This is a genomic window from Actinophytocola xanthii (assembly GCF_001921205.1).
Classification (GTDB): Bacteria; Actinomycetota; Actinomycetes; order Mycobacteriales; family Pseudonocardiaceae; genus Actinophytocola; species Actinophytocola xanthii.
Window position 1 is genome coordinate 229,600 of record NZ_MSIE01000001.1, and the last position, 20,656, is coordinate 250,255.

18 protein-coding genes are annotated in these 20,656 nt (G+C 71.8%); 4 read left to right on the forward strand and 14 right to left on the reverse strand.

Features of this window, described 5'->3' with window-relative positions; genetic code table 11:
• Nucleotides 1–73: 73 nt before the first annotated feature.
• The 7 genes from BU204_RS01145 to BU204_RS01175 all read right to left on the reverse strand — a co-directional run bounded on the left by BU204_RS01145 (nucleotide 74) and on the right by BU204_RS01175 (nucleotide 7,571).
• On the reverse strand, nucleotides 74–952 hold the full coding sequence (locus BU204_RS01145; RefSeq protein WP_075123695.1) for a shikimate dehydrogenase: 879 nt from the start codon (nucleotides 950–952) through the stop codon (nucleotides 74–76).
• Nucleotides 949–2,145, reverse strand: a complete 1,197-nt coding sequence (gene mltG, locus BU204_RS01150) for an endolytic transglycosylase MltG (protein ID WP_075123592.1) — start codon at nucleotides 2,143–2,145, stop codon at nucleotides 949–951. The genes BU204_RS01145 and mltG overlap by 4 nt, the downstream gene beginning before the upstream one ends.
• The gene (gene ruvX, locus BU204_RS01155; RefSeq protein WP_075123593.1) at nucleotides 2,142–2,630 is read right to left on the reverse strand and encodes a Holliday junction resolvase RuvX; all 489 of its coding nucleotides are present in this window, start codon (nucleotides 2,628–2,630) and stop codon (nucleotides 2,142–2,144) included. Before ruvX ends, mltG begins: the two co-directional genes overlap by 4 nt.
• Nucleotides 2,627–5,296, reverse strand: coding sequence for an alanine--tRNA ligase (gene alaS / locus BU204_RS01160; protein WP_075123594.1), 2,670 nt, complete (start codon nucleotides 5,294–5,296; stop codon nucleotides 2,627–2,629). The genes ruvX and alaS overlap by 4 nt, the downstream gene beginning before the upstream one ends.
• A gap of 73 nt (nucleotides 5,297–5,369) precedes the next feature.
• Nucleotides 5,370–5,717 (reverse strand): hypothetical protein, encoded by a 348-nt coding sequence (locus BU204_RS01165; RefSeq protein WP_075123595.1) that lies wholly within the window; start codon nucleotides 5,715–5,717, stop codon nucleotides 5,370–5,372.
• On the reverse strand, nucleotides 5,714–6,124 hold the full coding sequence (locus tag BU204_RS01170) for a DUF948 domain-containing protein (RefSeq protein ID WP_075123596.1): 411 nt from the start codon (nucleotides 6,122–6,124) through the stop codon (nucleotides 5,714–5,716). The genes BU204_RS01165 and BU204_RS01170 overlap by 4 nt, the downstream gene beginning before the upstream one ends.
• A 109-nt stretch (nucleotides 6,125–6,233) precedes the next feature.
• Nucleotides 6,234–7,571: a replication-associated recombination protein A gene (locus BU204_RS01175; RefSeq protein WP_233159010.1), complete on the reverse strand. Its 1,338-nt coding sequence runs from the start codon at nucleotides 7,569–7,571 to the stop codon at nucleotides 6,234–6,236.
• Nucleotides 7,572–7,713: 142 nt separating this feature from the next.
• Here BU204_RS01175 and BU204_RS01180 point away from each other — a divergent pair, with 142 nt between their 5' ends.
• Together BU204_RS01180 and BU204_RS01185 are read left to right on the forward strand one after the other, a co-directional pair.
• Complete coding sequence (locus BU204_RS01180; protein WP_233159002.1) at nucleotides 7,714–9,078, forward strand: ankyrin repeat domain-containing protein; 1,365 nt, start codon at nucleotides 7,714–7,716, stop codon at nucleotides 9,076–9,078.
• Nucleotides 9,079–9,119: 41 nt separating this feature from the next.
• Nucleotides 9,120–9,704 carry a hypothetical protein gene (locus BU204_RS01185; RefSeq protein ID WP_075123598.1) on the forward strand — a complete coding sequence of 195 codons (585 nt, stop codon included), beginning with the start codon at nucleotides 9,120–9,122 and terminating at the stop codon, nucleotides 9,702–9,704.
• Nucleotides 9,705–9,851: 147 nt separating this feature from the next.
• Here the strand turns inward: BU204_RS01185 and BU204_RS01190 are convergent, their stop codons facing one another.
• The 4 genes from BU204_RS01190 to aspS form a co-directional block, all read right to left on the reverse strand.
• Nucleotides 9,852–10,376 carry a methyltransferase gene (locus tag BU204_RS01190; RefSeq protein WP_075123599.1) on the reverse strand — a complete coding sequence of 175 codons (525 nt, stop codon included), beginning with the start codon at nucleotides 10,374–10,376 and terminating at the stop codon, nucleotides 9,852–9,854.
• A gap of 63 nt (nucleotides 10,377–10,439) precedes the next feature.
• Nucleotides 10,440–11,639 (reverse strand): hypothetical protein, encoded by a 1,200-nt coding sequence (locus BU204_RS01195; protein WP_075123600.1) that lies wholly within the window; start codon nucleotides 11,637–11,639, stop codon nucleotides 10,440–10,442.
• A 127-nt stretch (nucleotides 11,640–11,766) separates the two neighbouring features.
• Entirely contained in the window at nucleotides 11,767–12,708 is a 942-nt protein-coding gene (locus tag BU204_RS01200) for a DUF389 domain-containing protein (RefSeq protein ID WP_075123601.1), read from the reverse strand.
• 3 nt (nucleotides 12,709–12,711) lie between these two features.
• Nucleotides 12,712–14,496, reverse strand: coding sequence for an aspartate--tRNA ligase (gene aspS / locus BU204_RS01205; RefSeq protein ID WP_075123602.1), 1,785 nt, complete (start codon nucleotides 14,494–14,496; stop codon nucleotides 12,712–12,714).
• Nucleotides 14,497–14,721: 225 nt separating this feature from the next.
• On the opposite strand from aspS, the gene BU204_RS01210 reads away from it, so the two are divergent.
• On the forward strand, nucleotides 14,722–15,726 hold the full coding sequence (locus tag BU204_RS01210) for a hypothetical protein (RefSeq protein ID WP_233159003.1): 1,005 nt from the start codon (nucleotides 14,722–14,724) through the stop codon (nucleotides 15,724–15,726).
• A 7-nt stretch (nucleotides 15,727–15,733) separates the two neighbouring features.
• Here the strand turns inward: BU204_RS01210 and BU204_RS01215 are convergent, their stop codons facing one another.
• Entirely contained in the window at nucleotides 15,734–16,765 is a 1,032-nt protein-coding gene (locus tag BU204_RS01215) for a pyridoxal-phosphate dependent enzyme (RefSeq protein WP_075123603.1), read from the reverse strand.
• 596 nt (nucleotides 16,766–17,361) lie between these two features.
• Nucleotides 17,362–19,329: an intein-containing Rv2578c family radical SAM protein gene (locus BU204_RS01220; RefSeq protein ID WP_075123604.1), complete on the reverse strand. Its 1,968-nt coding sequence runs from the start codon at nucleotides 19,327–19,329 to the stop codon at nucleotides 17,362–17,364.
• Between the two features lie 139 nt (nucleotides 19,330–19,468).
• Between BU204_RS01220 and BU204_RS01225 the strand changes: the two genes are divergently transcribed.
• The gene (locus BU204_RS01225) at nucleotides 19,469–19,837 is read left to right on the forward strand and encodes an MmcQ/YjbR family DNA-binding protein (RefSeq protein ID WP_075123698.1); all 369 of its coding nucleotides are present in this window, start codon (nucleotides 19,469–19,471) and stop codon (nucleotides 19,835–19,837) included.
• Nucleotides 19,838–19,897: 60 nt separating this feature from the next.
• Here BU204_RS01225 and BU204_RS01230 read toward each other — a convergent pair whose 3' ends face one another.
• A complete protein-coding gene (locus BU204_RS01230; RefSeq protein WP_075123605.1) occupies nucleotides 19,898–20,551 on the reverse strand; it encodes an SRPBCC family protein in 654 nt (217 codons plus the stop codon).
• Between the last annotated feature and the right edge of the window lie 105 nt (nucleotides 20,552–20,656).

The following is a 20,656-nucleotide window of genomic DNA, read 5'->3' on the forward strand; positions in this document are numbered from 1 at the left end:
GAAGGGTGGGCTTGGTGTGATCAACGACACTACTGCACGTGGTCACTTCTCGCCGCTCGGGATCCGCGACTCCTCACAGCGGCAGGGGCAGGATGCCGCCGGTCGCGGTCCACAGCGCGTCACGCATCTCCGCCCTCGGCGCCCGCAGTCCGGTGAACTGCTCGACCTGTCCGAAAGCCTGGTGCAGCAGCATGTCCAGGCCTGTCGCAAGCCTGCCGCCGCGGGCGGCGACGGCCACGGACAGTGGGGTCGGCCAGGGGTGGTAGATGACGTCGAGCACGCAGGCGGCCGCGGCGAGGTCATCGACGACGTCCTCGACGGCCGCGGCGGGGGTGGTGTTGACGAGTACCGCGGCGTCGGCGGCCAGGGCGGCCAGGTCGGCTCCGGCCCACCGGACGAGGTCGACGGCGACACCGAGCTCGCTGCCGCACCGAACGACGGCCTCGGCCCTGCGCGGCTCCCGGACCACAACGCGGACGACCTGGACACCGAGTTCGGCCAGCCCGGCCACGGCAGCGCACGCGGTACCGCCGGCGCCCAGCACTACACCCGGCGTATCCCCCGCGCGGGTGAACCCGGCGGCCGCGCGGAGTGCTCCGGTGACGCCGTCCACATCGGTGCAGTCGGCATGCCAGCCGGCCTCTTGACGTACCAGCGTGTTCGCTGCTCCGACCGCCACCGCACGCGGGGTGGCTCGGGCGGCCACGGCCAGTGCGGCCTGCTTGCCGGGCATCGTGACCGACAACCCCGCCCAGCTCGCGTCGAGCGAGCCGACCAGCTCGGGCAGGGCCGCCGCGTCGGCCTCGACGCGGTCGTAGGTCCAGCCGGTCAGGCTGAGCGCCCGGTAGGCCGCCGTGTGCAGGACCGGCGACAGCGAGTGCGCCACCGGTGAGCCCACGACCGCGGCGCGGCGCGGCGCGGCCGGCGTCTGGTCGACTGGAGCCGAGGTCAGTAGGCACCCCGGTTCTGAGCCTCGACGACGTTCTGCTGGTGCTCCTCGATGCTGACCGCGAAGCAGGACGTGCCGTCGGTCTGGCAGCGGACGAAGTACAGCCACGGGCCCTGCTCCGGCTTCACCGCCGCGTTGATCGCCTCCTTGCTCGGCGCGGAGATCGGCGTCGGGGTGAGCCCGGTGTTGTTGTAGGTGTTGTACGGGCCTGCTCGCTCACGGTCCGCGTCGTCGGTGCGGATCGTCGGGCGGTCCAACACGTAGTTGACCGTCGAGTCGTACTGCAACCGCATGTCCTCGGCGAGGCGGTTGTAGGTCACGCGGGAGACCTTGCCGAAGTCCTGCTCGATCGCCTCGCGTTCGATCAGGGACGCCATCGTCAGCACCTGGTACGGGGTGAAGCCGGTGTCCACGGCCGCGTCGGGCAGGCCGAGCGCCTGCATCCGGGTCGCGGAGTCGGAGACCAGCTGCTTCCACAGCTCGTCGGCGTTCGCCCCTGGGCGGACGTCGTACACGCCCGGCATGATCAGGCCCTCCAGCCGGCGCTCCGGCTCGGCCCGGCTGGCCGGCCCCACGGCCCACTCGGGCACGCCCAGCTTCGCCAGGTCGGCCTTCTTGACGCTGGCCCAGAGCTGGTCGGCGGGGACGCAGGTGCTCTTGCCGTTGAGCTTGGCGCACGAGGCGGCCGAGAGCTCGGCGACGATGCCCGGGTTGACCGCGCCGTCGGGCTGCTTGATGTCGTGCAGCTGGGTACCCGGCGTGATCTGCAGGTTGCCGACCTTCGCCTCGGGCTTGACGATCTGGCCCACCGCTGCCTTGCCGGAGGACTTGGTCTTCATCACGTAGAAGCCGGGCTGGACCGCCCGCACCCGGCCGTCGGTCTCCGCGGCCGCGACGAAGGCACTGGTGCTCGCGACCACCTCCGACTCAACGAGCGCGGCGGCGATGTCGGCGGTGGAGTCGCCCTTCTTCACCTCGATGACGACGTCGCTCTCACCCTGGCCGGTGTAGTCGTCGTAGCTGCCGATGTCGGCGAGTTGCCGGTACCCGTAGTAGCCGCCGGCCGCGATCAGCACCAGCACCACGGCCATCCCGATCCAGAGGCTGGTACGGCGCTTCTTGCGCTTCGCCGGCCGCGGCGCCGGGCGTCTGCGGTCGGTATGGGAGTCGAACAGGTCGAGGTCGTCGTCGGTCATGGTTGCCGCGCCTCCGGAGGCAGGTGCCGAGCCCGCCCGTCCAGCCAGGCCTGCAAGATCTCGACGGCGGCCGCCTGGTCGACCACCGCCCGCTGCCGCTTCCCGCGTACACCCCGCTCACTGAGCATCCTGGTGGCGCTGACCGTGGTGAGCCGCTCGTCGGCCAGCCGGACGGGCACCGGACGGACCCGTTTGGCCAGCCGGCGGGCGTAGGCGACAGCGCCGGCCGCCGCCTTCCCGTGGCGAGCCGCGAGCGTCCTCGGTAACCCGACTACCACTTCGACCACCTCGTGCTCGACGACGAGCTCGGCCAGCTGGTCTATATCCGTGCCGTAACGCTCGTCGCGAGACAGAGTAACGAGTGGTGTCGCGAGCATGGGAGCGGGATCACTCAGCGCCACCCCGACCCGGACCGAGCCGACGTCCACCCCGAGCCGTCGGCCAGGCCCCGGATCGTCGACGCCCGGCCGGTCGGGCTCGGTCACCCGGTGCCCTCCGCGAGCGCCCGACGCAGCGCCGCGACCGCCTCCGGGACCCCTGCCGGGTTGCCGCCACCTCCCTGCGCCAGGTCCGGCTTGCCGCCGCCGCGACCCCCGATGGCGGGCGCGAACGCGGGCACCAGCTTGCCGGCCGCGAGCCCGTTCTCGCGCGCCGCGGCGGTGGTGGCGACCACGAAGCTCACCTTCGGTCCGTCGGCGGAGAACAGGGCCACGACACCCGGCCGCGCACCGAGACGGTTGCGGACCTCCGCGGCCAATGAACGCAGGTCGTTGCCCCCCACGCCGTCCGGCGCCGCGACCGCCACGAGTGCCGTGCCAGCCACGTCCTCGGCCTGCTCGGCGAGCGTCCCCGCGGACGAGAGCAGCTGCGCACCACGCAGCTTCTCGAGCTCCTTCTCGGCCGCCCGCAGCCGCTCCACCGTCTGCCCGATCCGCTCCGGCAGCTCCTCCGGCCGAACCTTGAACTGCTCGGCCAGCTGACCGACCAGCACGTGCTCGCGCGCCAGGAAGCGGAACGCGTCCAGGCCGACGAGCGCCTCGACACGGCGCACACCGGCTCCGATGGAGGCCTCGGACAGCAGCTTGACCACGCCGATCTCCCCGGAGCGGTGCACGTGCGTCCCACCGCACAGCTCCCTGGAGTAGTCACCGATCGTGATCACACGGACCTTCTCGCCGTACTTCTCGCCGAAGAACGCGATCGCCCCCGACCTGCGTGCCTCGTCGAGCGTGGTGATCTCCGCCCGCACGTCGTAGTCGTTCAGCAGCACGTCGTTGACCTCGTCCTCGACGTCCGCGAGCACGCTCGGCGGCACGGCCCCGCCGGGCGAGGTGAAGTCGAACCGCAGCCGGCCCGGCGCGTTGAGCGACCCGGCCTGCGCCGCCTGTGTACCCAGTGCCCGCCGCACCCCGGCATGCACCAGGTGGGTGGCCGAGTGGGACCGGGACACCGCGCGGCGGCGGCTCGCGTCGACCTCGGCGCTGACCGGGCTGTCCAGCAGCACCTCACCCGACACCACCGTTCCGCGGTGCACGTTCAGCCCGGCGACCGGCGACTGGACGTCCCGCACCTCCACCTCGAAGCCGTCGCCCACGATGCGGCCGGTGTCGGCGAGCTGGCCACCGCCCTCGGCGTAGAACGGCGTCCGGTCGAGCACGACCTCCACCTCGGTACCGGCGCCCGCCGACGCGGTCGGGGCACCGTCGGCGAGCAGGCCCACCACGGTCGCCTCGGTGTTCAGGTCGCGGTAGCCGAGGAAGTCGGTGACCCCGTGGGTGTCGAGGATGGACCGATAGGCACCGCCGTCGCCGTGGCCGACCTTGCGCGCCGCCGCGTCCTCCTTGGAGCGCTGGCGTTGCTCGGTCATCAGGCGGCGGAAGCCCTCCTCGTCCACCGTGAGGCCCTGCTCGGCCGCCATCTCCAGGGTCAGGTCGATCGGGAACCCGTAGGTGTCGTGCAGCTGGAACGCCTTGTCCCCCGGCAGCACGGCGCCGCCCGACCGCTTGGTCTCGGTCGCGGCCAGGTCGAAGATCCGAGAGCCGCTGGTGAGCGTGGCGAGGAAGGTCTCCTCCTCGGCCCGCACGACCGACTCGATCCGGGCGAAGTCGCTGACCAGGTCCGGGTAGCTCGGTCCCATCGTGTCGCGGACCACGGCCGCGAACTCCGGCAGCACCGGCTCGTTCACGCCGAGCAGTCGCACCGAGCGCACGATCCGGCGAAGCAGGCGGCGCAGCACGTAGCCGCGCGCCTCGTTGCCCGGGGTGACACCGTCCCCGATCAGCATCACGCCGCTGCGCGCGTGGTCGGCGATCACCCGGAACCGCACGTCGTCCACATCGTCCGCGCCGTACCGGCGGCCGGACATCTCCTCGGCCTTGGAGATCACGGGGCGGACCAGGTCGGTCTCGTACACGTTCGCGACGTCCTGGAGCAGGAACGCGACCCGCTCGACGCCCATGCCGGTGTCGATGTTCTTGGCCGGCAGCGTGCCGATCGGCGGGTGGTCCTCCTTGGGCGAGAGCTCACCGCGCTCGTCCTGCATGAACACGAGGTTCCAGATCTCCAGGTACCGGTCCTCGTCGGCGACCGGGCCGCCGGGCCTGCCGAACGCCTCGCCGCGGTCGTAGTAGATCTCCGAGCACGGGCCGCCGGGACCGGGCACGCCCATGTCCCAGTAGTTGTCCTTGCCGCCGCGGCGCTGGATGCGCTCGTCGGGCAGGCCCGAGATCTTCCGCCACAGGTCGATGGCCTCGTCGTCGGTGCGGTAGACGGTGACCCAGATCCGGTCCGGGTCGAAGCCGTACCCGCCGTCGGCCTGGCTCCCGGTGACCAGCTGCCAGGCGTGCTCGATGGCACCGGCCTTGAAGTAGTCACCGAAGGAGAAGTTCCCGGCCATCTGGAAGAACGTGTTGTGCCGGGTGGTCTTGCCCACCTCGTCGATGTCCCCGGTGCGCACACACTTCTGCACGCTGGTCGCCCGGGGGTACGGCGGCGGCTCCTCACCGAGGAAGTACGGCTTGAACTGCACCATCCCGGCGTTGACGAACAGCAGGTTCGGGTCGTCGAGGATGAGCGAGGCGCTGGGCACCAGCGTGTGCCCGGCCGCCTTGAAGTGATCGAGGAAACGCTTGCTGATCTCGTGTGTCTGCACGGTGGGTCCTTGACGGTGTCGAAACGACGGAGGCCGGGGTCACGGCGAGCAGCGACGCGCGGAACGGCGCGGGTCAGCCACCCGCCCGGCGAGCTCGCGCGTCGGGCAGGGCACGACGCCCCGCCGCCCGGTCGGGACGTGCCGCGTCGCGGGACTCCTCCCACGCGCCCAGCGCGTGGCGAGGCCCGGGGGTCACACCCGATCGCCGCTCGACCACGTCCGACAGCTCCTCTTCCCGCTCGGCCATCCCCGCTCGCACGTCGGCACCGAACGAGCCGATCGCTCCGGCCAGCTCACTGATCGCCGCGCCGAGGTTGCCGGCGATGCCGGCCGGGGTGGCCTGACGGGCCGTCTCCTTCGCCTTCCGGGACAACGTTACCCCGGTGGCGACACCGACTCCCAACCAGAAAAGGCGCTTCACTTGCGGCCTCCCCGCCGTTTCCCGCGCCGCGCGTGCTTGCCCTCGCCGTCCTGCTTGGCCCTGCGCCGCGCCTTGAGTGCCTTGTTCACGCCGTAGGAGAACGCGGCCGCCTTGACCAGCGGGCCGCCGAGGGTGGCGGTGAACAGCGAGGTCAGCGCCGAGACGTTGCCGGTCACGGCCTGGGTGTTCGCCGCGATGCCGTCGACGCGCTCGAGCTGGGCGTTGACGTGCGTCAGCGCCGTGTTGGCCTCGTCGAACAGCGGGTCGGTGTTCATGTGCGCCTTGCGGATCGCGATCGTGGCCTCGTCGAGCGTTCGCCCGAGTTTGATCAACGGGATCGCCAGCAGCAGTACGAGCAGTACGAACGCGCCGGCCGCGATCAGCGCGGCGACCTGCCCTGCTGACACGAGCCCTCCTAGGTGCCAAACGTCGTGGAATGCGGGTCAGGTTACCCCGGGGCCAGGGTGGGGGCCTGTCCGGATCACCGCCGCGCGCGCGACCACGGACCGACCGCGCTCACCGGGACCCGCGGATCGCGCGGCGCAGCTTCGGCACCCGCTCGGCGAGGGTGCGCTCGGCGCCGCGCTGGGTCGGTTCGTAGTAGTCCCGGCCGACCAGCTCGTCGGGCGGGTACTGCTGCTCCAGCACGCCTTCCGGCACGTTGTGCGGATAGCGGTAGCCCGTGGCGTTGCCGAGCTTCTTCGCACCGGTGTAGTGACCGTCGCGCAGGTGGGCGGGCACCGCGCCGATGGCGCCCTGGCGGACGTCCGTCATCGCCTGGCTGATCGCGGTGGTGACCGCGTTCGACTTGGGCGCCGTCGCCAGGTGCACGGTGGCGTGCGCCAGGTTGAGCGCGCACTCGGGCAGCCCGATCAGCTGCACGGCCTGCGCGGCGGCGGTCGCGGTCAGCAGGGCCGTGGGGTCGGCCATGCCGACGTCCTCGCTGGCATGGATGACCAGCCGGCGGGCGATGAACCTCGGGTCCTCGCCCGCCTCGATCATCCTGGCCAGGTAGTGCAGCGCGGCGTCCACATCGGAACCACGGATCGACTTGATGAACGCGCTGATGACGTCGTAGTGCTGGTCCCCCTGGCGGTCGTAGCGCACCGCCGCCTTGTCCACTGTGGACTCCACGGTGGACAGGTCCACGGTCCCGTCGTTGGTGGCCAGCGCGGAGTCGGCCGCCGCCTCGAGGGCGGTGAGTGCGCGGCGGGCGTCGCCGCCGGCGAGCCGGACGATGTGGTCCTCGGCGTCCTGGTCGAGGGTGACGCCGCCACCGAGGCCGCGCTCGTCGGCGACCGCCCGGCGAACCAGCGCCCGGACGTCGTCGTCGGTGAGGGAGCGCAGCTGGAGCACGAGCGACCGGGACAGCAGCGGCGAGACCACCGAGAAGAACGGGTTCTCCGTGGTTGCCGCGACCAGCAGGACGATCCGGTCCTCGACGGCGCCGAGCAGTGCGTCCTGCTGCGTACGCGAGAACCGGTGCACCTCGTCGATGAACAGGACCGTGGACTCGCCGGAGTGGGTCAGCCTGCGGCGGGCCTCCTCGATGACACCCCTGACCTCCTTCACCCCGGCCGAGAGCGCGGAGAGCGCGACGAAGCGCCGCCCGATCGCACTCGAGACGAGCATGGCCAGCGTGGTCTTGCCGGTGCCGGGCGGTCCGTAGAGCAGCAGCGAGGCGGGTGCGGCGCCTTCGACCAGGCGGCGCAGCGGGGCACCCGGGCCGAGCAGGTGGTCCTGGCCCACCACCTCCTCGAGCGAGGCGGGCCGCATCCGCACGGCCAGCGGCGCGTTGGCGGCGACGCGGGCACTGCCACCCGGGTGCCGCTCCTCCGGCGGACTGTCGAACAGCTGCAGGTCGGGCCCTTCGTCCACGTGTTCGACGCTACCGGGCGGTGCCGGACACGGTTAGCATCGGGCCGCCGCGCGGCCGGTCCTCGGATCGGACGCTTCGACCGCACCGCCGCCTGAACAGGTCCGCTGGAGGTCTCTCGTGTCACGACCCGTGCCGCAGCGCCCGGAGGAGGAGGCGCAGGCCCTGCTGCACGCCCACCGGCGTGGCGTCGCGCAGGCCCGTACCCGGGTCAGGGCGGTGCTCCCGGACGCGGAGGACCTGCTACCGCACCAGGCCGAGCTCGTGGTCGCCCGCGAGTACGGGTTCGCCAGCTGGTCCGGCCTGCGCCACTACCTCGGCCGCGTCGCGGTGGCCGGCGGGGAGCCGCACCACACGTTCGAGCCCGACCCCGACTACTACGCGGACCGGGCCGAAGGGCTGCTCGCCTCGGCCGGAGACGACACCGCGGGTGCCGTCGCGGCCTTCGCGCGGTGGTCCGCCCCGCTGACCTCGGCCGGCGCTCGCTCGGTCGTCGCCCGCGACCACGGCTTCCCGTCCTGGACCGAGCTGTGCGAGCACGTCGCGACGGTGGACGACGAGCCGTTCGCGCTGGCGTTCCGGGCCCTGCGCGCGCACGACCTCGACGCGCTCGTCACGCTGCTCGAGCGGTTCCCGTGGCTGGTCGCCGCCCGCGGTACCAACGGCAACGACCTGCTCGGGCTGGCCGCCGCCAGCGCCGACGAGCGGACGGTGACGGCGCTGCTCGAGCGGGGCGCGGAGGTCTCGCGGGGGAACGTGCACGGGTGGACGCCACTGCACGCGGCCGGCTACTCGAACCTCCCCGGGCTGGCGCGGATGCTGCTCGCGGCGGGCGCCCCGGCGGAGGTGGCTGCGCGGGGCGACGGCGGCACGCCCCTCGTGGTCGCCCTGTTCTGGGGCCACCGAGAGGCGGCCGAGGTGCTCGCGGCACACGAGATCACCCCGAGGAACCTCCGGGTGGCCGCCGGGCTGGACGACGCGGCGTTGCTCGAGGAGCTGTGGGACACGCCCTCCGCCGGCGCGCACCGGGGCTTCTACCGCCCGCACGGCGGTTTCCCCACCTGGCAGCCCTCGGACTCGCCGGCGGAGGCGCGCGACGAGGCGCTCAGCTGGGCGGCCCGGTCCGGCTCGCTTCGCACGATCGCGTCCCTCGTCGGTCACGGGGCGGACGTGAACGCGAACGTGTACCAGGGCACGGCGCTCTGCTGGGCGGCGACGAAGGGCCGGACTGCCGCGGTCCGGCTCCTGCTCGAGCTGGGCGCGGAGCCCGACCGCCCGGGAACCTTCGGCGGTCCCGGCCACGGGGTGGGCACGACCGCCCTGCACCACGCCGCCGAGAACGGGCACCTCGACGTGATCGAGGCACTGCTCGAGGCGGGAGCCGATCCCACCGTGGCCGATGCGCTCTACAACGCCACCCCGGCGGGCTGGGCGGAGCACTTCGGCCACCGGCAGGCAGTCGACCTGCTGCGAAACGGCGGCTAAGCCCTCCGTCCCCGCGACACGGCGGTCGCTAGGCTGCGCGCGTGCAGCGGACGAGCCGGGTTCCCGACGACGCGACGCTGGTCGTGCGAACGGACCGCCGTTCGGCGGTGCGCGGACAGCTGCTCACCCTCTCGATGTTCGCCGTGACGGTGCTCGTGGCCGCGTTCGGCGTGGCGGCGACCGGCACCCCGCTCGGCGTCTGGGGCGTCGTGGGCGTGCTGTGTCTGGCCGGCTGGGTGCTCGAGGTGCTGAGCCTGCGGTCGGAGGTCGCGCTGGGCCCCGCACTGGCCGCGGACGACGAGCACCTCTGGGTGCGCACCGGTGGTTTCCTCCGTCCCACCTCGGTGCGGCTGGACTGGCCGGAGGTCAGGGGCATCGCGCTGCACACCTGGCACGGCCGGCGGACCTCGACCGCGCGCTACCTCACCTTCGACCTCGTCGAGCCGGTGCGAGAGGCGCTCGCGGGCGCTCTGGACGGGGCGCAGGACCGCCGGATGCGCCGGTTGGCGAGCGGCTTCGGCTCGCCGCTCGCGATCTCCGAGCAGTACAAGGACACCTCGCTCGACGAGGTGATCCGCGGCCTGCGGCCGCTCGCCCCCGAGCGCGTGCGGTTCACCAGGGACTGAGCCCGCCAGGGCACGTTCACACAGCCCTCGCTCGGGGTCTTCGCGCCCAGCCCGCCGCAGGCGCGGTGTCGCCGCAGACCGAGCACAAGCAGGTACGGAGCCCGCCCGCCGCCTCGCCAGCGACGACGCGGATCGCCAACCCGCGCCCTAGCGGTTGCTCAGCTCCAGCACGGCGACCTCACCCGCGTCGTGTACGTCGGCGACCACCAACCCGGCGCTCTCGACCAGTGCGGTGAGCGCCGGCAGGTCCCGGTGCGCGCCGCGCTCTGCGACGGTCTCGATCACGAACACGGCACCGTCCTCGCCTGCGGCCTCGGCGCAGCGACGCAGGATGCGGCGGGCGTCCTCGTCATCCCGGTTCCGCAGCACGTATGCCAGCAGGTACCCCTCCGCACCGGCGGGCAGCTCGTCGAAGAAGTCGCCGGCGATCGCACCACCCCGGTCCGCAAGACCAGCGGCGTCGATCCGCTTGCGTGCCCACTCCGCGACGTCCGGGAGGTCGAGCACCTGCCCGCGCAGCGCGGGGTACTCGTTGAGCAGCGCGATCAGCAGCGTGCCGTCGCCCCCGCCGACGTCGATCACGTCGCCGAGTGCTCCCCAGTCGTACGCGGAGACGATGCGTGGCGCGTCCAGGGCGGGTTCGGTCAGCAGGTTGTCCTCGGTGCCCTTCATGGCCTCACGCTACGGCGACCGCCCGCCGGGCGCAGATCGCGCCTGGCGCCGACCGCTCCGCGCTCAGCGGAAGGCGGGGTAGAGCGGCAGCGGGTCGGCGTCGTCGAACCGCGAGGCCAGCGCCTCCCGCACGCGGGAGGCGTGCTCGGCGACCGGCTCGACCCCGGCCGCCTCCGCGGCCAGCGCGAGCCTGCGCCACCGGTGGGTGAGCACCTGGCTCTCCTTCGGCGTGGGGCCGGGGCTCGTCGAGTGGATCCGGGCCGAGGCCGGCACCGTGAACATCTGCCAGGTGGTCAGCCAGACCCAGAACAGCTGGGCCTCGAGCAGGCGCGGTACCAGCACGTCGTCCTCGTCGAGGTCCGGCCAGACGACCCGCACCTCCGACCGCCACGCGGCCAGCATCGCGTCGGACATCCCGGGCGGCAGGGCGAACGCGCACCCGCAGGAGGGGAACGGGACCTGCAGGAACGCCGCGTCGAAGATCGCGTTGCGGACGCAGCCGCCCTCGAAGTCGAGGAACCGGACCCCTCGTTGGGTGATCAGGTTGTTGTCCGGGCAGGAGTCCGACGGGCTGAACGCCCGGTGACGGCCGGTCTCCAGCAGTGCCCGGCTGCGCTCGGCGCAGTCGTGCGCGGCCGAACTCGTCGTCACGCCGAACTCGTCACGCAACAGCAGCGGGAGCCCTTCCATCGCCGCGGCCCCGTCGACGGCGAGGGGGTCCTTGGTCGCCGGCGGGGTCAGGCGGCGCTGCAACGCGTCGAAGTCGGCCTCGCGTCCGGCGGTCGTGGCGTGCAGCCGGCCGAGCGAGCGCGAGTAGGACAGCAACGCGCGCTCGGCGGCCCGGGCGTCGTCGCCGAGCAGCTTGCCGGCGAGGGTGGGCGCGCCGCCGAGGTCCTCGAGCACCACCAGGCGGCTGTCCGGGCCATGGGCGAACAGCTCCGGGCACATCCGGTCCTCGGAGGCGAGCGCGGTGAACAGCTGGTAGCTGGCCGCCTCGCGGACGAAGCTGTCGCCGTGCTGGTCGAGCGGCTCCACGTAGCGTTTCAGCACCATCGTGCGCGGCAGGGAGAACGGGCTGGTCGAGACCCGGACCCGGACCACGACCGAGCGCTCGCTGCCGCCCAGGTCCTCGGGCTCGGACAGCCGGATCCTCGCGCCGAACCGCCGGCTGAGCACAGACTCCGCCGCGACCACGGTCGCCAACACCTCTGGATCCGCTTCGCCACCAACTGTCGGTGGGCCAGCGGCGGTATCCACACTCATCTCCTCAGACCCTACTCCCGCCCTGGAACCGACCGTAGTCGTGTCCATCGATCAAGTAGCGAGGATTTCTCGGACAATTAAAGAGAACAGATGTATGTCGAGCATGTCGCGGGGTCGGCCGGGAATCTCATCCCTCGGACAGGGGACGTCCGGCGTCCCCCGCCCTCCAGGTGCTGCGGCGCAGCAGCAGGACACCGGCGGCCGCGAGCACGATCCCGACGAGGTTGACCGCGAGCTGCGCGGTCGACCCGACGAACCGGCCCCACTCGCCGAGGATCAGCGCGACGCTGGCGTACCCGGCCGCGGGCACCGTGGTGACCGAGATGAACACGCCGACCAGCGCCGCGGACTTCGCCGAGGTCATCGACAGCATCCCGGCCGCGCCGGCGAGCACCGCCACGATCAGTGACCAGTAACCGACCTGGTAGACGAAGTCGACCTCGTGCGAGCCGCTGAGCACCGAGGCGTCGAACAGACCGGCCCAGTTGCCGAGGAAGGTGCCGAGCGCGGTGACCGCCATGGCCAGCGGGAACCCGATCGCCAGCGCCAGTGACGCCCGCCGGACAAGGTCCCAGCGCCGGCGGACCAGCCCGACCGCGACCGCGGCCAGCGGACCGAACTCCGGTCCGACGACCATGGCGCCCACGATCGTCACCGACGAGTCGGTGATGACCCCGACGGCGGCGAGCAGGCAAGCGATCGAGAGGAACGCCGTGAACGTGACGTTGAGGCGGGACTCCTCCCCCGTCCGGGCGAGGAGCTCCTCCCACACCACCGCGTCCGCGGCGTCCCCCGGCGCCTCCGCCTCCGCCCGGTCGGCGGCGTCCGAGAGGGCCGTGTCGATCTGCTCGAGCGTGATGCCGCCCTCGTGGTCGAGCCCCAGCTCGCACAGGCCGCCGATGGTCTCGTCGGTGGCCTCGCGGGCGACGTCGGCCTCGATCACGTCACCGGCGGGCAGGACCCCGGCGCCCGGCAGGTGCACCAGGTGAGTCGCCCCGGGCTGCGCGCGGAGCAGCGCGAGCACCCGATCCGCCCGGTCCGATGGGCAGATCACACGCAGGTGGAGCACCCGCTAGGCCTTCGCGGCCGCGGGCGGCTTCGCGTCGACACCGGCCTCCTTGCGCTGCTGCGGGGTGATCGCCGCGGGCGCGTTGGTCAGCGGGTCGAACCCGCCACCGGTCTTCGGGAACGCGATCACCTCGCGCAGCGAGGGCTCGCCAGCCAGCAGCATGACGATCCGGTCCCAGCCGAAGGCGATGCCGCCGTGCGGGGGCGGGCCGTACTTGAACGCCTCGAGCAGGAAGCCGAACTTCTCCTCGGCGTCCTCGGCGGAGATGCCCATCACCTCGAACACCCGCTTCTGCACGTCCGCCCGGTGGATACGGATCGAGCCGCCGCCGATCTCGTTGCCGTTGCAGACGATGTCGTAGGCGTAGGCGAGGGCGTTGCCCGGGTCCTCCTCGAAGCGGTCGACCCAGTCCGGGTTGGGCGAGGTGAAGGCGTGGTGCACGGCGGTCCAGCGGCCGGCGCCGACAGCGACGTCGCCGGCGCTGCGGGCGGCCTCGGCCTCCTCGAACAACGGCGCGTCGACCACCCAGACGAACGACCAGGCGGACTCGTCGATCAGCCCGAGCCGCTTGCCGATCTCCAGCCGGGCGGCGCCGAGCAGTGCGCGGGCCTCCGACGGAGTGTTGGCCGCGAAGAAGACACAGTCGCCCGGCTGGGCGCCGGTGGCCTCGGCGAGGCCCGCGCGCTCGGCCTCGGACAGGTTCTTGGCGACCGGGCCACCAAGGGTGCCGTCCGCGCCGACCAGGACGTAGGCCAGGCCCTTGGCGCCGCGCTGCTTGGCCCAGTCCTGCCAGGCGTCGAGCTGGCGGCGCGGCTGGTCGGCCCCCCCAGGCATGACGACGGCGCCGACGTAGGGCGCCCGGAAGACCCGGAAGGGGGTCTCGGCGAAGTACTCGGTCAGCTCGGTGAGCTCGAGGCCGAACCGCAGGTCGGGCTTGTCGGTGCCGTAGCGCGCCATGGCGTCGGCGTAGGTCATGCGCGGGATGGGCAGGGAGATCTCGTGGCTGGCGAGGTCGTGCCAGAGGGCGGCGACGACCCGCTCGCCGAGCGCGATGACGTCGTCCTGCTCGACGAAGCTCATCTCGATGTCGAGCTGGGTGAACTCGGGCTGACGGTCGGCCCGGAAGTCCTCGTCCCGGTAACAGCGGGCGATCTGGTAGTACCGCTCGAGGCCGCCGACCATGAGCAGCTGCTTGAACAGCTGGGGCGACTGCGGCAGCGCGTACCAGGAGCCGGGCTGCAGCCGGGCGGGAACGAGGAAGTCGCGCGCCCCCTCGGGGGTGGAGCGGGTCAGGGTCGGGGTCTCGACCTCGACGAAGCGCTCCGCGTGCAGGACCTCGCGGGCGATGCGGTTGGCCTCGCTGCGCATGCGGATGGCTCGCGCGGGCCCGGAGCGACGCAGGTCGAGGTAGCGGTGGCGGAGGCGGGTCTCCTCACCGACGGTCAGGTGCTCGTCGAGCTGGAACGGCAGGGGCGCGGCCTCGCTGAGCACGTCGAGCTCGGTGACCAGGACCTCGATGTCACCGGTGGCGATCTCGGGGTTCTCGTTGCCCGCGGGGCGCGCGGCCACCTCACCGACGACCTTGATGCAGAACTCGGCGCGCAGCTGGTGGGCCCGCTCGGCCATCTCGCCCTCGCGGAAGACGACCTGGACCACGCCGGACGCGTCCCTCAGGTCGACGAAGATCACTCCGCCGTGATCACGCCGGCGCGCGACCCAACCGCTCAGGGTGACGGCCTGGCCTGCGTGGCCGGCGCGAAGCGTGCCAGCCTCGTGCGTGCGGATCACAGCGTGCTCTCTCCTGTCAATAACTGGTAATGCTGGGTTGTAGAGAGCAGGCTAGCCAACGTCGCAGCGGTTCCGTCCAGCAGGTTTATGGGTTTACCATCACCGTACGCAGCAGATCGATCACGCGCGGATTTAACGTCACGGCTACCAAGCACCGACGTCAACCCGTAGGGTGATGGTTACCAAGTGGTAGGAATCGCTGGGGGCAAACGCAGGGAGACCACGATGGCTGGCGGCGCGACCCGCGAACCGGTTCGGGAACTGCACCGAGCGGCGACAGGAGAGATCCGGCGCGCACTTACCACCCATCCGGCTGACGGCCTCGCCGCCGACGCCTTCCCGACCGCGTTGCGGACCGCGATCCAGGCCAGCGGGCTGAGCCTGGACCGGATCCAGTACCGGTTACGCGCACGAGGCGTGTCGGTCAGCGTGACCGCACTGAGCTACTGGCAGTCGGGTCGGCGGCGGCCCGAACGCGCCGAGTCGCTGGCGGCGCTGGGGCACCTGGAGTCGGTTCTGGGAGTCGCGCCCGGTTCGCTGATCGCGTTACTCGGGCCGCCTCGGCCCCGTGGTCGGGTGCAGCGCGAGTCGTCCCGGCTCCCGATCGAGGCGCTCTGGCCGGAGCGGGAACCGGTGTCGAACCTGCTCAAGCGGATCGATTTCACCACCGAGACGGCGTTGACCAAGCTCAGCCAGCACGACCGGATGGACGTCGCCGCGGACCGCGGCGAGAAGCGCATCTCGGTCCGCCAGGTCCTCCGAGCCGAGCGCGACGGCGTCGACCGGACGGTGATGGTGTACGACCTGGAACGGATCGGTCGCCCGTTCCCCGAGATCACCGCGCAGCAGTCGTGTCGCATCGGCCGCATCGCCCGAGACGAGGCCGCCGGCCTGATCGCCGCGGAGATCGTGCTCGACACCCCCCTGGCCCGCGGCGATACGACGATCGTCGAGTACACGCTGAACCACCCGGGCCCGCCCTACTCCCGCGGCGACGACAGTTACTGCCGCAAGTTCAACACCCCCGTTCGCGAGTTCGTCCTGGAGCTGCGCTTCGACCCCAAGGCCCTTCCCGCGTACTGCGAGCTGTACACGGTGGACCCGGAGGACCAGACCACGACCCGACGCAAGGTCGAGGTCAACGCGGCCGGGGAGGCACACGCCGTGGCCCTGGACTTCGGCCCAGGCAACTTCTGCGTGCGCTGGGACTGGCCCCGCGACACCCCCTAGGAGCGCCCTACACCTCGCCCCGAAACTCGGCCACGTAAGGCCGCGGGTCGAGCCCTCGCGCCCGCACCCAGTCCGGGGCGAGGTGCGTCGTCCGGTACCCCTCCCCGCTGTCGCCCACCACGCTCACGATCGTCCCCCGAGCGCCCTCCTCCCGCATGCGTCGTGCGAGATGCCGCACTCCCCAGAGGTTCGCCCCGGTAGCCGGGCCCGCATCGACGCCCACCTCCCTCAACCACCAGGCCGCCGCGATCGACGCGGCGTCCGGCACCGGGATGACCAGGTCGAGCAGCGCCGGCTGAAAACCCGGCTCCACCCGCGGCCGGCCGATCCCTGGTATCAGCGACGGCATCCCCGTGCCGTAGTCCTCGGCACCCGTCACCCAGGCCGGGAAGTAGGCGGAGTTCTCCGGGTCGACCGCCGCGAGCCGCGTGGTCAGCCCACGCCGCCGCAGAGCCCGCCCGAAGGCGGCGGAGGTGGCCCCCGTCCCCACCCCCACGACGATCCAGTCGGGCACGGTGTCCACCTGCTCGAACAGCTCGTCCGCGATCGTGGCCCCCTCCGCCGCCACAGCCTGCTCGGCGCTCGAGAAGTGATCAAGAAAGTGGCCACCCCAGCCCGCCGCCAACGCCGCCGCCTCCTGCTGCACGGCTGCGGGCGGCTGCTCGCCAACCTGCCACCGCCCCCCTTCCCGGCCGATGCGGTCCAGCACCTCCGCGCCCACCTTCGCCGGCACCACCGCCGTGAACGGCAACCCGAGCAGCCTCGCCACCCGCGCCCCCGCAACGGCCACTGCCCCACCCGTCCCCACGACGACGTGCGTGCCCTCCGTGATCCGCCCACTGGCGATGGCGTAGGAGAACAGGGCCAGCACCAGGCGGTACTTCAGACTGCCGGTAGGCAGGGCGGACTCGTCCTTGAGCAGCACCTCGATACCGTCGCATCCAGGCGCCGAGAGACGGCGCAGGGGCGTGACCCGCTGCTCCGCCCGCAGGACCTGAAGGGCCTCCGCCGCCCAGACGTGCGGATGGGCTGTGCTCATGATCGAACCCTAGGACGCCACCGCCCTCCGCGGACGGCTGTTCGCCCCCCGCTGACAACGGCGGCACCCGGCACAGCACCGCGCCGGCCTCTCCTTTCTTTGGCGCAGCTTTCATTGGCGCAGCGGTCGCCCCCAGACAACCTGCCCACGTGAGGTAGCGCAGCGGCGTGACCAGCGGGACTGCCCACTGACTGCCGAATCGCCTTTCCCCGTCACTTGCCCCAGCAACACCCGGCACTCAGGACTTGCTGCAGCCACCTGCGGAACAGGGGCCTACGTGCCGTGGCCTGGTTCGCCCTCCGTGCACCCCATGCGTCTCCCGCGGCTCCCGACCGCTTCGCCCCCGGAGGCCTGTCCCCACGCCTCCCCCTGCCACCTCTCTGCGACCTCTCCCGCTGGGCCTCCTGCGGCGCCCGCCGGCTCCCGGGCGACCCTCCTGTGACCTCCCTCCCCCAATGTTCCTGTGTCCTCCCCTGCCACTCAGATGCGAGCTGCCAGCGGTCACCTCCTCGCTCACTCCCCCTACCACCGCCGTCCCCACCAGATCGAGCGTCCGCCCAGCCACGCCAACACGGACGCCCGGCTCCCTCACCACCTCACAGCAGCTCAAGCTGCTCCTGTTGAACCGGCGCCGCCTGCTCCGGGATGGAGGCCAGGCTGCCCTCCGGCCAGGTCGGCTCCTCCACCCTCGCCGTCCTCGCCTCCTTCGGCGCCAGCCCGTGCTTCCGTAACAGGGGACCCACCCGTCGCCCCAACCACCGGCGGTACCGGATGTCGGCGTTGGCCCCGCGGGCGTAGATCTGCCGATAGCTCGGCACCAGCTCGGGGTGCTCTCGCGCCAGCCATGTCGCGAACCACTCCCGGGCCCCGGGCCGCAGGTGCAGCGGTAGCACGGTCGCCCCCGTCGCTCCGGTCTGGGCGATCGCCGCCAGCAGCGCGTCGAGCCGGTCGATCGAGTCGGTCAGGCCCGGCAGCACCGGCGCGACGAACACCCCACACGGCAGACCGGCATCGACGATCTTGCGGACCAGCTCCAGCCTCGCCTGCGGGCTCGCCGTCCCCGGTTCCAGGCTGCGCTGGAGCTCCCGGTCCACCAGGGCGATCGACACCCCCAAGCCCACCGGCACCTGTGCGCTGACCTCGCGCAGCAGCGGCAGGTCGCGGGACAGCACGGTGCCCTTCGTCAGGATGTTGAACGGGGTACCGCTGTCCGCCAGCGCGCGGATGATGCCCGGCATGAGCTTGTACCGCCCCTCCGCGCGCTGGTACGGGTCGGTGTTCGTGCCCATCGCCACGTGCTCGCGGGTCCACCGGGGTGAACGGAGCTGTGCCGCCAACACCTCCACGGCGTTGACCTTGACCACCACCTGCGAGTCGAAGTCCTTGCCCGAGTCGAGGTCGAGGTAGGTGTGCGACCCGCGCGCGAAGCAGTTGTGGCTGACCACGCCGTTCGCGATGAAGTCACCGGTCCCCGTGGTGATGTCGAACAGCGGCATCTCCAGCCCGAGGGGCTCGACCGACTCGAGGCCTAATCGCTCGGCCGCCCTGATCGCGACCCCGGCGAGCTCACGCTCTCCGTCACGGGCCGGGTCGACGGTGTGCAGGAAGCGGAGATGTTCGGCCAACCCCCCGGACAGCCGAACCCGCTGCACACCGCTGCGGTGCCCCTGGTCCTCCAGTACGAACTGGAAGTCCAACCGCAGCAGCGCCTCGCTGATCGTGCCGACGTTCGCCCGCCCGGTCCGCGCGACCCGCAGGTAGCCGCGGCCGAACTCGCCGTCCACGTCGAACACCCCGGCGAGGAACCCCTTGTGCCACTCCTCGCTCGGCACGAGGGGCCGTTCGACCGGCAGGCTTATCGAATCGGCTCCGGTCAGGAACTCCCGGGCTCGCTCGATCACCTTCGGGTCGGTCGGTTGGTCGAACCCGCCCGCGATGCCCGACAGGTAACCGCACCGGTAGTCGACCCGCCCTTTAGGCGCCGCCGCGAACGCTCCGGTCCCGACCAACTTGTCCCCGTTGGCGAGTACCGCACGCCGCCGATGTTCGTCGCTCTCCGCGACGTGCCGCCAGCCGCGATCGGTGAGGAACCGGTGGTCGGCGCTCGCGATCAGCTGGGTCCCGTCGCGCAGCGTCAGACGGTAGGCGGGTTTCACCGTGGACCAGTGCGCCAACACCCGCGTCGTCACGTACCGGCGTCGACTGCCCTGTCGCTCGGTACCGTAGATCTCGTCGCCCACCCGCAGCTCGGCCAGCGGACGCGTGCGGCCGTCCGCCAGTAGGATCGGGGTGTCACCGGCGAGGCAGTACCTGCAGGCATGGCTACAGCCCCGGTACGGGTTGATCGTCCATCTGAACGGCATGGGCGACTGACCCGGCACCTTGTTCAGCACCGACCTCGCGTGCACCTCATGGAAGACCATGCCGGCGAACTCCGGGGTCTCCACGCTGCGTACGAGACCGGGCAGGCCCGGGAGGGTCTGCTGTCCTTGGCGGTCTGCTCGCTGGCTGTCCCATCGCACCCCGACAGTCGAACACACGTTCGAAGAGGTGTCAATTGACATCACCTGGACGAGTGGATCGCTCCGTCGGCCATGACCACCCGGCCCCGATTCGCCGTCCACAGCGGCAAAAAACCGGCCGTGAGCGGGGAGAACAGGCGCCGTCTGGAAACTGTCGGACCCCCGTCCTAGCGTGTTCGACATGACCGGCACACCGCCCCGCGACCGGGTCGTGAAGATCGTCGGAGACCTCCCGGAGGCCACCGCGAGCGGCGACCAACACCTGACCCTGGCCGTGCGGAAGAAGACGTTCGGCTACTTCCTCGACGACCACCACGGCGACGGCATCGTCGGGGTCGCGCTCAAGGCGGCCGCGGGTGAGCAGGACGCATTGGTGCGCTCGGACCCGAGCCGCTACTACGTGCCGTCCTACCTGGGATCGAAGGGGTGGGTCGGGGTCCGGCTCGACGTGGACGGAGTGGACTGGGGAGAGGTTCGCGAGCTGATCACCGAGGCGTACCGGTTACAGGCGCCCCGGACGCTCCTCAGACAGCTGTCCGAGCACAGCTGACCAGGACTGTCACAACTCCCCGCTCCCACACGTCATACAAGCGGAGGTCGTGCACCCAGCTCACTCGTCGGACGAAGGCTCCGACGACGCCGTGTACACCGCCGAGACACGCTCCGCCGCACCGCGGGCGGCGGACTCGTCGACACCGCTTGCCATGTTGGCCTCGCGCCAGCGCTCGCTGCTTGACATCACGAATACGCGCCCCTCCTCGGAGCCCAACCAGTCGGCCTCCCTCTCGGGAGCGAAGGCCGGCGCATCCCCCGCCACATGCAGGGCGAGGCCGAGCAGGGCGAGGTCCCAGCCGATCCCCACGGCACCGGGGCCGAACTCCGCCCAGCGCTCGTCGTCCACGTGGGCGATGTGCTCGAGCTCCAGTCGCGCCTTTCCCTCCACGTCCGGCAGGACCCGCACATCGATCCAGCTGACCTCGCCGCCGTACTCCCAGGTGGCGAAGAAGCCGTTGGGCGGGTCGCACCGTTCGACCGTGCCGCTCGCGTTGCCTTCCAGCTGGTACCGGCCACCCACCCGGAGCTCACCACTCACCGGGAGGAACCAGCGGGGCAACCGCTCGGGGTTGGTCACCGCGTCCCAGAGGTCCTCGGGATCGGTGGCGTAGGTCTGGCTGACGGTGACGACGCGCGCCTCTCCGGCCTCCAACACCCGGGAGCCGACCTGCCGCCGCACGGCGTTGATCTGGTGGGCGACGTCGATCATCAGCTCTCCTCTGGTCCCCGCGACGAACGAGAGCGAAAAGTAGCAAAGGCACTTATATAAGTCAAAGCTACATCAGCGTCGCGAGGAGGGGAGCGGTCGGCGGGG